This window comes from Sphingomonas lacusdianchii, from assembly GCF_022664395.1.
Taxonomy (GTDB): domain Bacteria; phylum Pseudomonadota; class Alphaproteobacteria; order Sphingomonadales; family Sphingomonadaceae; genus Sphingomonas; species Sphingomonas lacusdianchii.
In genome coordinates this window covers 144,606-158,340 of sequence record NZ_JAKRET010000004.1, presented here as the reverse complement: position 1 = coordinate 158,340, position 13,735 = coordinate 144,606, and the positions used below count along the sequence as shown (strand labels likewise).

At 67.7% G+C, this 13,735-nt stretch carries 8 protein-coding genes; 1 reads left to right on the top strand and 7 read right to left on the bottom strand.

From position 1 onward, the window contains the following. Positions 1 to 142: 142 nt before the first annotated feature. From MF607_RS07500 to MF607_RS07485, 4 genes are all read right to left on the bottom strand, one after another. Positions 143 to 1,027 carry a transglutaminase family protein gene (locus MF607_RS07500; protein WP_242117257.1) on the bottom strand — a complete coding sequence of 295 codons (885 nt, stop codon included), beginning with the start codon at positions 1,025 to 1,027 and terminating at the stop codon, positions 143 to 145. Then, on the bottom strand, positions 1,027 to 3,516 hold the full coding sequence (locus MF607_RS07495) for a circularly permuted type 2 ATP-grasp protein (RefSeq protein WP_242117023.1): 2,490 nt from the start codon (positions 3,514 to 3,516) through the stop codon (positions 1,027 to 1,029). Before MF607_RS07495 ends, MF607_RS07500 begins: the two co-directional genes overlap by 1 nt. A 152-nt stretch (positions 3,517 to 3,668) precedes the next feature. Beyond that, positions 3,669 to 5,126 (bottom strand): methyl-accepting chemotaxis protein, encoded by a 1,458-nt coding sequence (locus tag MF607_RS07490; protein WP_242117022.1) that lies wholly within the window; start codon positions 5,124 to 5,126, stop codon positions 3,669 to 3,671. Between the two features lie 115 nt (positions 5,127 to 5,241). Further along, entirely contained in the window at positions 5,242 to 6,198 is a 957-nt protein-coding gene (locus MF607_RS07485; protein ID WP_242117021.1) for an L-threonylcarbamoyladenylate synthase, read from the bottom strand. Positions 6,199 to 6,244: 46 nt separating this feature from the next. Between MF607_RS07485 and MF607_RS07480 the strand changes: the two genes are divergently transcribed. Beyond that, the gene (locus MF607_RS07480; protein WP_242117020.1) at positions 6,245 to 7,966 is read left to right on the top strand and encodes an acyl-CoA dehydrogenase family protein; all 1,722 of its coding nucleotides are present in this window, start codon (positions 6,245 to 6,247) and stop codon (positions 7,964 to 7,966) included. On the opposite strand, the gene MF607_RS07475 is transcribed toward MF607_RS07480, so the two are convergent. Genes MF607_RS07475 through MF607_RS07465 form a run of 3 tightly spaced genes read right to left on the bottom strand, consistent with a single transcriptional unit; the run spans position 7,963 to position 13,547 of the window. Next, on the bottom strand, positions 7,963 to 8,961 hold the full coding sequence (locus MF607_RS07475) for a DUF2332 domain-containing protein (RefSeq protein ID WP_242117018.1): 999 nt from the start codon (positions 8,959 to 8,961) through the stop codon (positions 7,963 to 7,965). The genes MF607_RS07480 and MF607_RS07475 overlap by 4 nt on opposite strands. A 4-nt stretch (positions 8,962 to 8,965) precedes the next feature. Then, entirely contained in the window at positions 8,966 to 10,771 is a 1,806-nt protein-coding gene (locus tag MF607_RS07470) for a methyl-accepting chemotaxis protein (protein WP_242117016.1), read from the bottom strand. A gap of 37 nt (positions 10,772 to 10,808) precedes the next feature. Further along, the gene (locus tag MF607_RS07465; RefSeq protein WP_242117013.1) at positions 10,809 to 13,547 is read right to left on the bottom strand and encodes a TonB-dependent receptor; all 2,739 of its coding nucleotides are present in this window, start codon (positions 13,545 to 13,547) and stop codon (positions 10,809 to 10,811) included. Positions 13,548 to 13,735: the final 188 nt, after the last annotated feature.

Sequence of the window (13,735 nt, the reverse complement as noted above, 5' to 3'; positions counted from 1 at the left end):
AGACGATCCGCACCTGGATGCCGTGGGATAAGGCCGCTGTCGCGGAAGAAGGCTGAGGCAGACGCAACCCCTCTGCGCCTCCGCGCCTCTGCGCGAAATCTACCTTCTGCTTTCTCTTCGCGTCTTCGCGCCTTCGCGTGAATCAATCGACCGGCAATGGCTCGACATCGACCGACACATGCATCGTCTGCGCCCCCGACCCCAGCACCACGCCGTCGATCGGTGCGATGTCGGCATAGTCGCGGCCGATCGCCATCACGACATGGTCCTCCGCCATCCAGATGCCGTTGGTCGGATCGACACCGACCCATCCCAGCTCGGGACCGGCCCAGACCAGCACCCACGCATGCGTCGCATCGGCGCCGACCAGCCGCTCCTGCCCCGGCGGCGGCAGCGTGCGCAGATAGCCCGAGCAATAGGCGGCGGGCAGCCCCGCGCCGCGCAGCCCCGACAGCATGATCTGCGCGAAATCCTGACACACTCCGCCGCGCTTGGCGAAGGCTTCGGCGGGCGGCGTGTCGACCAAAGTCGCGGTCGGATCGAAGGCAAAATCCCGCTGGATCCGCCGGGCCAGCGCGATCGCCGCGTCGAGGATGCCGCGATCGTCGGTCAGGTCCTCGGCACACCATGCCGCGATTTCGGGTACGATCGGAACGTGGGCGGAGGGGAAGAGATAGCTGACCGGGCTGGCCGGCCCGGCATCCTGCACCGCCGCCACCATCGCCCGGATGTCGCCCAGCGTCGGATCGCCCGGTGACGGGAACGGGATCGGACGCTCGACCCGCACGGTCGCGCGACTCTCGATCGTCAGCGTCTTTTCAGGCCGATCGACTACCAGTCGCGTTACATTGGCCAGCCCCGCCTGCGCCCGCGCCGGCGCGGTCGACCCGCCCGGCTCGACCAGCAGCGCATAATCCTCGAGTTCCTGTCCCGACCACAGGATCGGCCGCAGACGCAGGTTGCAACGCGCGAACCCGGCCGCCTCGGCATAATCGAAGCGGGTGATATGGCGGATGGCATAGCGCATCATGCCAGCGTCAACCCGGCTTCGCGGAGCGCCTGCGCCCCCTGCAGGAAATAGCGCGTGGCGATGGCGTCCGACAGTTTCTGCAACTGCTGGTTGATCTCCAGCAGCCAGCCCCGATCGAGCCGTTCGGCCGATCCGATCGCGACCGCCGCGGTCAATCGCGCGGCGATGCGCTGCTGCGGTTCGGCTATGCCGGCATCGTTCAACACCGGAAGCTTGCAAAGATGCTGGACGATCGTTTCAACCTGAAATGCGATGCCGCGCGGATTGCCGGGGTCGAGCGCGATCAGGTCGATCACCGGCACCCGTGCGAACCCGATAAGATAGCGCTGGCGATAGCTGATCTGGCTGTCGGCAAGGTCGAGCAGCGTCGACAGGTCCTCGGCGCTCGCCCGGCGCAGATCGACCGCCAGCAAGGTCCGCGTCGCCGCCATCGCGCGTTCGATCCGCCGACCCAGGTCGTGGAAGCGCCACGCATCGGTTCGCCCCATATGTTCGGCCGACAGCCCGGCCAGCGCCGCATAGCGATGCTGCAACGTGCCTGCGCGGTCGAGCAACGTGCCTGCGGTCGGATGCGGCGCGTCGAGCAGCCGCACCATGTCCGCCGACAGCCGGTCGCGCGACACGCCGCCGATACCCGTCGCCATGCGGTTGATCGCGCGGACGCTGCCCCAGCCCTCAACCGATTCCATCGCCTCCCGCCCGAAATCGACCAGGTCGCGGCGACGGTGGCTGGGCGGCCGGGCGGCGGCGCCGGTATCGGCGATGATCGTCACCAACCGCTCGACCGTTTCCGGCGCCAGCGCCGCGCCGGTATCGGCCGAGATCGAATGACCGAACAGCACGCGGATGACGCCCAGCAGCGCCTCGCCCCGTTCCAGATAGCGGCCCAGCCAGAACATGTTGTCGGCGACGCGGCTGGGCAGCGTGCCGGGATTGCGGCGCAGTTCGACGCTGTCGGCCGGCTGAAGCAGCGATATCGGTGCGACCGGATCGGGACCGTGGACGATGACGTCGGCCGACCACGACCCCTCGCCCATCACCGCCGCGCGCGCATCGGGCTGGTCGCCGATACGGACGAACCCGCCGGGCAGCACCACCCAGCGCCCGTCGGCCCCGCGCGCGGCGAAAACCCGCAGCGAGAAGGGGCGCGGCTGCAAACCCTCGCCACAGGCGGTCGGCATGGTCGAAAGCTCGGCGACCTCCTGACCCACATAATCCTGCGGCCGCAGCGCCATCGCCGTCGCCAGCCGTTCGCGTGCCTCGCCGTCCAGTGCGGCACCCAGCACCGCGCCGTCCGGCAATCCTGCGACCGGCGGGCCGGCAAAGGCCGGTCCCACCACCAGCTGATCGAGCGAAGTCAGCACATGCTCGCGGTCCGCCGCGCGACCGCACCACCATGTCGCAATCGACGGCAATGCGGGCGCTCGCCCGAGCAACCGTTCCCCCAGCGCCGGCAGGAACGCGGCAAAGGCCGGCGATTCGAGCACGCCGACACCCGGCGCATTGGCGATCACGACATTGCCCGCCGCCATCGCGTCGACCAGCCCCGGCACGCCGATCGTCGAACCGGCATCGAACGCCAGCGGGTCGATCAGCCGCGGGTCGATCCGCCGCCACAGCGCGTCGATCCGCTTCAACCCGGCGATGGTGCGGACATAAAGGTGATCGTCGCGCACCGCCAGATCGGCACCCTCGACCAGCAGGAACCCCAGATAGCGCGCCAGATGCGCCTGTTCGGCATAGCTGGGATTGAGCTTGCCCGATGTGAGCAACCCGATGCGCGGCTCCGCCCGGCGACAGGCGGCGGCGATCCCGGCGCGCATCGCGGCGAAGAAGGGCGCGTGTCGTTCGATATTCAACCGCGACGGCAGACCGCCCAGCGTCCGCGCCATCGCCAGCCGGTTTTCGAGCGCATATCCCGCCCCCACCGGCACGCGGACATGGTCCGCCAGCACCCGCCAGCGTCCGTCCGGACCGCGACACAGGTCGGCGGCGACGAAGTGCAACTGGTGCCCGCCCGGCGGCACGACGCCGACCATCGGCCGCAGGAACAAGGGCGATCCGGTGACCATCATCGCCGGCAACGTGCCGTCCGCTACCAGTTGCTGGTCTCCATGGATGTCGGCGATCACGCTCTCGAACAGGTCGGCGCGTTCGGCCATCCCGTCGGCAATGATGCGCCATTCGTCGGCACCGATCAGCAGCGGGACCGGCGACAGCGGCCAGCGGCGTTCCTCGCTCTCGCCCGCCGCGCGATAGGCGGTGCCGATATCGTCGGCATGGCGTTGCGCCCGTTCGCGCGCGGCGGCCAGCGTATTGCCGGGCAGGCTGGCCAGTTCCTCGAACGCGACCTCCCATGCCGAACGGTCGCCATCGGTCGCGGCGGACAGCACGTCGCCCTGCGGCGCGCGGGTCCGATACTCCGTCAGCCAGCGCTCGCCCGTCGCGCCAGCATCATACCGTCCGTTGATCGCGCGGCTGGCCATAATGCTTCCCAAAACCCCGACCATTCCCAAGCACGCGCGCCGCACAGGTGCAACCGGTTTGCGGAAATGGGTACGGATGCGAGGAGGTTTCTCCGCGTATCAGGCAGCATCGGACCTCCTACCCCCACCGGTCGGAAGTAGGAGGTCCGGCTTTACGCAGCCGCCAGCCGCTGCTGCATCCGATGCACCTCGTTGCCGCTCTCTGCCGCCCCGGACAGCTTGAACCGCGCCACTTCGGTCGCCAACACCTCGGCCTCCTGCGCGAGCACGCGGGCGGCGGCGGTGGCTTCCTCGACCATCGCCGCGTTGCGCTGCGTGACATTGTCCATCTCGGACACGGCGGTATTGACCTGTTGCAGGCCGGTCGACTGCTGCGCCGCCGACGTCGCGATGCCCGAAACGAGGTCGCTGATCTCGCCGATACGGCCGATGATCCGTTGCAGCGCCTGTCCCGTCGCATTGACCAGTTCGACGCCGACTTCGACCTGTTCGGACGAGGCGAGGATGCGCGTCTTCACGTCCTTGGCGGCATCGGCCGAACGCTGCGCCAGCGCGCGGACTTCGGACGCGACGACGGCGAAACCCTTGCCCGCTTCGCCCGCACGGGCCGCCTCGACACCGGCGTTCAGCGCCAGAAGGTTCGTCTGGAACGAAATGCCGTCGATAACGCTGATGATCTCGCTGATTTCGGCGGACGACCGCTGGATACCGCCCATGGCATCGACCGCGCGGCGGACGATCTTGCCCGATTCCTCGGCTTCGCCGCGCGCCTCGCCGACGATGCGGTCGGCACGCGATGCGCCCTCGGCGGTCTGGCGGACGGTGCCGACGATCTGCTCCATCGCCGCCGCCGTTTCCTCTAGACTCGCCGCCTGCTGTTCGGTGCGCTGCGACAGGTCGTCCGATGCATGGCGGATATTGCCCGATCCGATGCGGATCTGCTCGCCCGATCGGGTGACCATGCCCAGCGTCTCGCACATCTGCCGGCGCATCGCTTCGAAACTGTCGGCCAGCGCCTGATATTCGCGCGGCAGCCCCTCCAGCGACACGGTCAGGTCGCCCTGCGCCATTCGTTCGAACGCCGCCCCGCAGCGCTCGATGACGGCGCGCCGCCCGGCCTGTTCGGCCTCGAAATAGGCGGCGAGCGCGATGTCCATATCGATCAGCGACGCCTTGACTAGCGCGGTCGCCGCGCGTGCGCGCGCCCGCGCTCCGAACGGCCAGCCGATCCGCCCCAGCACCAGGCGCGGCAGGACATGCTCGAGCATTCGCGCATAGCCGCTGATATACCAGGTCGGCGCCAGCCCGATGCGGGCATGGACCTGCCCGATATTCGATGCGGCAGCGGCATAGTCGCGGTTGATCGGTCCCGAAAACAGCTTGCGCCAATGGTCGAGCTGCTTGTCGCGGGCATGGTCCATCCGCGCCTGCGACTGGAACATCGCGCTGATCGACGGCGTCGCCGCGATATGCCGGTAAAGCGCGGTCAGCGCGGCAGGCGCATGGCGTTCGATCGCGCGCTTGACCCGCGGAAACGAACGATAGCTGCGATCATCATAGGCGAACGCCGCCAGTCTCTTGTCGAAGTCGATTTCGTCGGTTGCACTCACGATCGGTACCCTCCCGTACCAACGCAAGCTACCGCCCGACGGTTAATGTTGCGTAGCTTTTTAAAGGCAGGGGCGTCGCGTAAGTCCCGGTAAAGCGCCGACTTGCAGCATCGGGTCAGACCGGCGTCGCCGCGCGGCGCAGCCGGTCGTTGATCGCCGCACCCAGTCCCGCATCGGGGATCGGTGCGACCGCGATTCGCCTCGCGACCGACGCATCGGCGACGTGCAACGCGTCGAACAGCCGCGCCGCCGCCTCGACCGGATCGCCGCTGGCCGACAGTGTCGCGTCGCCCGCGAACGGCCCGAAACCGATCCACCATTCACCGTCGCGGCGATCGATCGCGTGCAGCCGAACCGGCTTCGACGGGGCGTAATGGCTGGCGAGTTGTCCCGGCGCCTCGATCCCCGCCCCCGCTCCGCCGACCGCGACGCCCAGCAGGTCCGCCACCGCCGATCGCGTCACCGGGCCGGGGCGCAGTTCGCGGACCTGCCCGTCCATACAGGCGATGATCGTCGATTCGATGCCGCGCGTCGTCGGTCCAGCATCGATGACCAGCGGAATGCGACCATCGAGGCTGCGCAGCACATGCTCGGCCCGTGTCGGGCTGATCGATCCGCTGGCATTTGCGGAGGGCGCGGCGAGCGGCCGTCCGGTCGCCGCCAGCAACGCCTGCATCGCGTCATGCGCCGGCACCCGGATCGCGACCGTCGGCAGCCCCGCGGTCACCAGCGCGGCGATCCCGGCTCCCGCGCGCATCGGCAGCACCAGGGTCAGCGGCCCCGGCCAGAAGGCGTCGGCCAGCCGCAATGCATGGTCGTCGAACACCGCCAGCGTCTGCGCCGCCGCCAGCGTCGGTACATGGACGATCAGCGGGTTGAACCCCGGCCGCCCCTTCGCGGCATAGATGCCGGCGACCGCATGCGAATCACCGGCGTCGGCGGCAAGGCCATAGACCGTCTCGGTCGGCACCGCGACGCAGCCGCCATCGGCGATTACCGCCGCCGCCGCATCGATCGCCGCCATGCCGTACGGTAAGGTGACGGTGGCGATGCGGGGGTTTGGAGCGGTCATGATTTGGGCGCTATACCGGCAAAAACACGAGATCGAGAGAGGGCAAATGGAGCTGACCCCCGCCACCGCCGAACAGCGTTTCGCGCTGACCCATGCCGCCGGGATCGAGGCGCTGGCAGCCGATCCGCGCTTCGCCGATGCGACGCCCGACATGCTGGATGCGATCCTCACCGGTATCGGCGAATTCGCCGCCGGCGAATGGCGGCCGCTCGACCGGATCGGCGACACGGTCGGCGCGCGCTGGACCCCCGAGGGCGTGGTGATGCCCGATGGCTATCGCGGCGCCTATCAGGCCTATGTCGCGGGCGGTTGGGGCACGATCGGGTCGCCCGCCGATTTCGGGGGTCAGGCGATGCCCTTCGCCGTCGCGACCGCCGTGCTGGAGACGCTGGGGACCGCCAATCTCGGCTTCGCGCTCGCCCCTACGCTGACGGTAGGCGCGATCGAGGCGCTGACCCATCATGGCAGCGCCGAGCAACAGGCGCGCTATCTGCCCAAACTGGCGACCGGCGAATGGACCGGTACCATGAACCTGACCGAGCCGCAGGCCGGATCGGACGTCGGCGCGCTGACGACGCGGGCGGAGCCGGTCGGCGACGGCAACTGGCGCATCCGCGGCACCAAAATCTACATCTCGTTCGGCGATCACGACATGGCGGACAATATCGTCCACCTGGTCCTCGCCCGCACGCCCGGCGCCCCGGCGGGGACCAAGGGGATTTCGCTCTTCCTAGTGCCCAAGTACCGGCTCGACGCCGATGGCAATCCGGGCGAGCCGAACGACATCCGCGTGGTATCGATCGAACACAAAATGGGTCTGCATGCCTCGCCAACCTGCGTGCTGTCGTTCGGCGACCATGGCGACTGTTTCGGCGAACTGATCGGGGCGGAGGGCGCGGGGATGCGCGCGATGTTCACGATGATGAACAATGCCCGCCTCAACGTCGGGCTGCAGGGCGTGCAGGTGGCGGAGGCGGCGACGCAGCGGGCCGTCGCCTATGCCCGCGAACGCGTCCAGTCGCCGCGCGCCTCGACCGGCGGTGCTCCGGTCGCGATCATCGAGCATCCCGATGTCCGCCGGATGCTGCTGCGGATGACCGCGCAGACCATGGCCGGGCGGGCTTTGGTCTATTACGCATCGGGTCAGGTCGATCGCGCGACGCTGGGGATCGAAGGGGCGAAGGCACGGCTCGATCTGGTGACGCCGCTCGCCAAGGCGCATGGCACCGATATCGGCTGCGAGGTCGCGAGTCTTGGGGTGCAGGTCCATGGCGGCATGGGCTATGTTGAGGAAACCGGCGCGGCGCAGCATTATCGCGACGTCCGCATCACCCCGATCTATGAGGGCACCAACGGCATCCAGGCCGCCGATCTGGTCGGGCGCAAGCTGTCGGGCGATGGCGGGGCGGCGATCGACGCGCTGTTCGCCGACATGCGCGGCGAGGTCGAACACGCCGCGCTCGGCGATCTGCTCGGCGATACGCAGGCGGTGGCGCGCTGGATGCTGGAGGCGAGCGTCGACGACCGGCTGGCGGGCAGCTATCCGTTCCTGACGATGCTGTCGACCTGCGTCTGCGGCTGGCTGCTCGAGCGGCAGGGGCGTGCGCTAGCCGGGGTCGACGACGCGAACTTCGTGGCGCGCAAGCGGGCGGCGGTGACGTTCTACCTCGACCGGATCGTGCCCGAGGCGCGTGGCCTCGGCATGGCGGCGATGGCGGGTGCCGGCGGATTGTACGGCCTCAGCGCGGAACAGTTCGCCGCAAGCTAACCGTGCCAGTCGATCCAGTTGCCATAGGCGTGGCAGGTAGCCAGATGCCGGACATCGCCGTCGGGATAGGTGGTGAGCGTCAGATGGACCGCATCCCGCGCGTCGGTCCATTCGAAGCCGATCCGCGCCAGCGGATAGTCTACTGCGGCCATCGCGTCGGTCACCGCCGCCCGCGTCGCCGGGCTGCAATATTGCAGCGCCATGGTGTGGATCACGACGCGGCAAATGCCGCGATCCGGCGGGTGTGCCAGTTCGGCGGGTAGCCAGCGAAGTATGTCATCGCACGCGATCGATGGCGGCACGTCGTCGGCGACCGCCAGCGCGTGGCGCAGCCGTTCGGCGCGTTCGGGTTCGTCCGCCCATACATAGGCCATCAGCCGTTCGCGCGCTTGCTGATCGGCGGCGGCGAGCGGGCGCAGGTCGACGCCGCGCGTCCCCACGATCTCGACCGGGCGCGCGAGTGGGGCCTGCCCACGCCACTCGGGCGTGATCCGTACCGGCGAATCGCGACGCCCGACCTGCACTCCGCCCAGATCATAGGCATAGCGCGCGAGGTTCAGGTTCAGCCCGGCGCTTGCCCCCAGTTCGAGCAGTTCGACCGGCAGGTCGTGGATTCCGCGCAGTGTCATCAACGCAGCCATGATCGCCGCCGCCCGCCCGACCTCGTTGGTCTGGGGCGGCAGCCGCATCCAGTCGGCGATGAAGCCGTCCGCCGTCGCCATGGCGTTGCCGATCACCGCATCGAAATCGCCGGCCCGCATGGCGTAGAGCGCGCCGAGCGCCGCATCGTCGCCGCGCCGGGCCAGCGCATGCAGCGCGGCATTGAACCGCATCGCCAGCGCATCGGCGGCGGCATCGCCCGGCCAGTCGGCGATCAGCGCTGCGGTACGCGGCGCGCGGGCGAGTTGACGCTCCCCCGCCCCCAATACCGCCGCGACGAACGCCGAGCCCAGGTCGCGCGCGACCAGTGCATATTGCCCCAATGGACCCGGCATGACGTCAGAACGCGTCCCAGTCGTCGCTCGCATTGACCGCGCGTCGCGGCGCAGGCTCGGGCGGGGCGACCCAGCGGCGCTGCTGCTTGCGTGGCGTGAACTTCGCTACGTTCGCCGCGGTACCGCCATCGATCGCAAAGGTCGCGACCGATCCGGCAAGCGCTTCGGCCTCCGACACCAGCTGCCGCGCGGCGGCGGAGGTCTGTTCGACCATCGCCGCATTCTGCTGGGTCATCGCGTCCATCTCGGCGATGGCGACGTTGATCTGGCCGAGGCTGGTCGCCTGATGCTCCGACTGACGGGCGATCGCGTCGATCGACCCGCTGACCGACGTGACGCGCTCGATGATCCGTCCCAGCGCCTGCCCGGTCTGCCCGACCGGTTGCACGCCGGACTGGACATGGGTCGATGCCGACTGGACCTTGTTCTTCACCTCGGTCGCGGCATCGGCCGAACGCTGCGCCAGCGCGCGGACTTCCGACGCGACCACGGCGAAGCCCTTGCCCGCCTCACCCGCGCGCGCCGCCTCGACCCCGGCGTTCAGCGCCAGCAAATTGGTCTGGAACGCGATGCCGTCGATCAGGGTGATGATCTCGGCGATCTCGTTGCTGGCGCGTTCGATGCCGTGCATCGCCTCGATCGCCTGCCGTACGATCGCGTCGCCACGCTCCGCCTCGGTCCGGGTATCGGCCATCGCGCTGCTGGCGCCGGTCGCCGCCCCCGCCCCGTCGCGGATCGATTTGGTCACTTCGTCCAGCGCCGACGACGATTGCTGCAACGCCGCCGCCTCGCGCTCGGTCCGTTCGGCCAGATCCATGGCGGCTTGCGAGATTTCGTCGGAATTATGCTTGATGCTCTGCACCGTGCCGCGCACTTCGCCCAACACCCGGTTCAGGCTGGACGTGGCGTTGTTGAAATCGTCGGACAGCGCGCGGAACGCGTCGGGGACATCGGCGACGCGCGCGGTCAGATCGGCCTGCGACAGGCTGCGCAGGCCGCCCCCGATCGCGGTCATCGCCGCCAGCCGGTCATGATCGTCGGCGACCTTCGCCGCCGCCGTGTCGCGGAACACCAGCACCGCGCGCGCCATATCGCCCAGCTCGTCGCTGCGCCCCGCCGCGTCGACCGCGATATCGTGCCGCCCCGCCGCCAGATCGGCCATCGCCTGCGTCAGCGTCGTGATTGGCCGCGCAATCTGTCGGCTGAGCATGACCGACAGCGCGATGGCGAGCCCGATCAGCGCGATGCCGCCGATCGCCAGCGCGATCAGCGCAGTGGTGATCGCGCTGGCCTGCGCCGCCGAATTCGCCTCCATCTCCTCGGTTTCGGTTGCACGCAGCGCGCGCAGCGGCAGCGCCACCTTGCTGACCAGTACCTTCTGCCCGGCGCCGCGCACTTCCTCCTGCGCCGCGTCGCGTTCGCCGGCTTTGACCTTCGCAATCAGCCGGTCGCCCCAGTTCTGCCGCCATGCCAGCGTTTCGCGGCGCGCTTCCTCCAGCTGGTCCTTTTCGGACTGGACGGTCAGCATCGCCGCCAGCGCGGCGGCCGTCTCGTCGAACTCCTGCCGCCCTTCGTCATAGGATTTCAGATAGGTCGGATCGCCGGTGACCAGGAACCCCCGAAACTGGCTGTTCTGCCGCAGGATCGACGTTTCGAGCGTCAACGCCTTCGCATAGACCTCCTGGCTGTGATTGTTCCGTTCAGTCGACCGCGCGATCATCATGATGCTGGCAAAGAACACCAGCATCACCACCGCCGCCGAAGCGATGACGGCGAGGAACGACAGCCCGAGCTTGCGAGGAATTTTCATGGGTTCGGTTCGTCCGTAACAGGCGTGGATGACGTCATCAGAATCGCGACCGCAGCGTAATGCCGTAGGTCCGTGGTTCGGCAAGGTAAGAGGCGGTCATCGCATTGCCGACGCCGAAGGCAGGCGCGCCGAAGCGCGTTACCTGCGACACGCTGCCCGCACCTTGGAACGGCAAGGCAAAGGCGACCTGCTGATAATCGGTATCAAGGATATTCTGGCCCCAGAACTCGATCGCCCAGCGCTGTTCGGGACCGCGCAGACCGATACGCGCGTTCATCAGGAAGAAACCATCGAGCCGCTTCTCGGCGAACAGGTCCGATCCGGTATTATAGTCGCTGGTCAGGCGGCTATCGACATAGAAGAGCGCGCTCAGGCTGCGCCCGACGGGCGGGGTCCACACCGCCGAGTTGGTGATCGTGTGGCGCGGCGCGTTCGACATCTGGTTGCCGGGCAGCAGGAACAAGGCGGCGTTCAGCGGCTCGCCCGCCTCGCTGCCGACCAGATTGTCGCGATACTGGGTATGGGCATAGGTATAGCCGATATTGAACGCGACGTCGCGTGCCGGATAGGCACCGGCTTCGAATTCGAAGCCCTGCGTCACCACGCCCGCGCCGACCTTGCCCGAACACGCGCCGGTCGTCGAGTTGTTGTCGCCATCGGCACCGGCCAGCGACTGGTCGCACGAACTGATGTTCTGGACGATGAAGTTGGTGCCGTTGAAGGTGTTCAGCTGGAAATTGCGGAACGCCGATCGAAACGCGGCGAGGTTCGCGGTGAACTTTGCCGAGCTGTATTTGACGCCGATTTCCAGCGCCTGCACCGTTTCCGGGTCGAAGCGCAGGTTGCGCGCCGATGCCGCCGTCGGCGTGGTGAACACGGTCCCCGACAGGTCGGAACGGTCGAGATTATAGCCGCCCGCCTTGTACCCGCGCGCATAGGACGCATAGAGCAGCGTGCTCGCCGCCGGCTTCCACGACAGCACGGTCGTGCCGGTCACCTGTCCTTCGCTCAGCTTGTCGCGGATCGGCAGGCCGGTCAGCGCGGCGGTCGAATTGCCCGTGCAGGTCAGGGTAACGATGCCGGCCGCGAGCGACCGCAGCGTCGCGTTGCTGCTACCGAGCAGCGGCGCCATCGCTGCCTGCTGACTGGGGCAGACGGTGTTGTTGTTGACGAAGCTGGCGTTCAGCGACTTCTGTTCATGGGTATAGCGCAGGCCGCCGGTAAAGCTGAGCGTATCGGTCACCTTGAAGATATTATGGGTGAAGAACGCATAGTTGCTGCTGGTCTGGTCATAGACGTCGCGCACGCTGCCGAGATCGTTGAGCGTGCTCAGCCGGTCGATCGCGCCGATGATCTGCGGACCGACCGCCGGGGTCAGCGCGGCGCGACCAGCAGTGCTCAAACAACCGCTCGCCGCCGGATTGCGTAGCGCCGCCAGCGGGTTGATCGTCGCCACGACCCGGCATGCCGCGAACGCGCCATATTGGGCACCGAAGCGGAGATTATCGACGACCTCCAGATTTTCGTGGGCGTAATAGCCGCCGACCATCCAGTCGAGACGGTTGTTGAACAGCCCGCCGCTCAACCGCGTTTCCTGCGTAAAGGTATGGAACTCGCGATAGGCGTTCCCGTCGTCGGGGCGATAGGCGATGTCGACATTGCCGTAATCGACATCGGCCGCGCCACCGGCCTTGTATTCGCGATACGCGCTGATCGAGATGAGCTGGAGGTTGGAAAAGGTCCAGCCGATCCGTGCCGATGCGCCATAGTCGGTGGTGACGTTGCTATAGGCCCGCCCGGGCGTGTTGGCGATCCGGCGGTTATACGGATCGCCGGCGCTGGGCAGCACGCCGCCCAGGCTCTGCAGGATCGACACAATCCGGTTCTGCGCCGATGGCGTATAGTCGCCCGGGACACCCGGCGTCGGATCGATCTTCTCCTGCGTATCGATATAGACCGCGCCGCAGCATTTTTCGTCGCGGTGCGTATAGTCGCCGATCAGCCGGATCGAGAAATTGTCGACCGGTTTGAAGAACAGCTGCCCACGCACGAACGTGCGGTTGCGGTCGTTGTAATCGGTGTTGTTGACGACATCGCGATAGAAGCCGTCGCGCTTGCCGACGACGCCGTCGACGCGGAACGCCAGCTTGTCCTTGACGATCGGCCCGGTCAGCGCACCGGCAAGGCGCACCGCATTGAAATTGCCGTAACTCGCCTCGCCATAACCGCCGAATTCGAACGAGGGATATTTGGTGTAGATGCTGATCGCGCCCGCCGACGAATTGCGTCCCGACAACGTGCCCTGCGGCCCGCGCAGCACTTCGATCCGCTCGACCTCGCCCAGATCGTTGAGGCCCGAGCCGGTGCGGCTGCGATAGACGCCGTCGATGAACACCGCGACCGAGCTTTCGAGGCCGGGATTGTCGCCGACCGTGCCGATGCCGCGCAGGCGTGCCGCCGCATTGGCTTCGGACCCGGTCGAGGACACGATCAGCGACGGCGACAATTGCGCCATCTGGCGAATGTCGGTCGCGCCCGAATTCTGGAGTGCGGCGGTGCTGTAGGCGCTGACGGCGATTGGTACGTTCGACAGGCGCTGCGAACGCCGAGTCGCAGTGACGACGATATCGGAGGTGTTCGCGGATTCCTGTTCGCCGGGTTTTACCTCCGGCTTGTCGCCCTTGGTCGTTACGACGCCGCGCAATCCCTGCGCTGCCGCCGGTCCCGCCACCACTACAGCGGCGGTCGCCGCAAGCAAAACTCCCAACTTCCGCATCAACGCTCCCCCACCCGGCATTCTGCCCGCAGGGAAATCATTAGACCGGCAGCGGATACTAGATAGTTAACACGAAAGACGCCAAATGACCGTTCCCAAGACAAGGACGGATCGAAACGGTCGAGACGTGTATTGGCCGGTCACTGTTCTGCGTCGCTTCTTCGCCAACGCAAATCCGCCGGGCAACG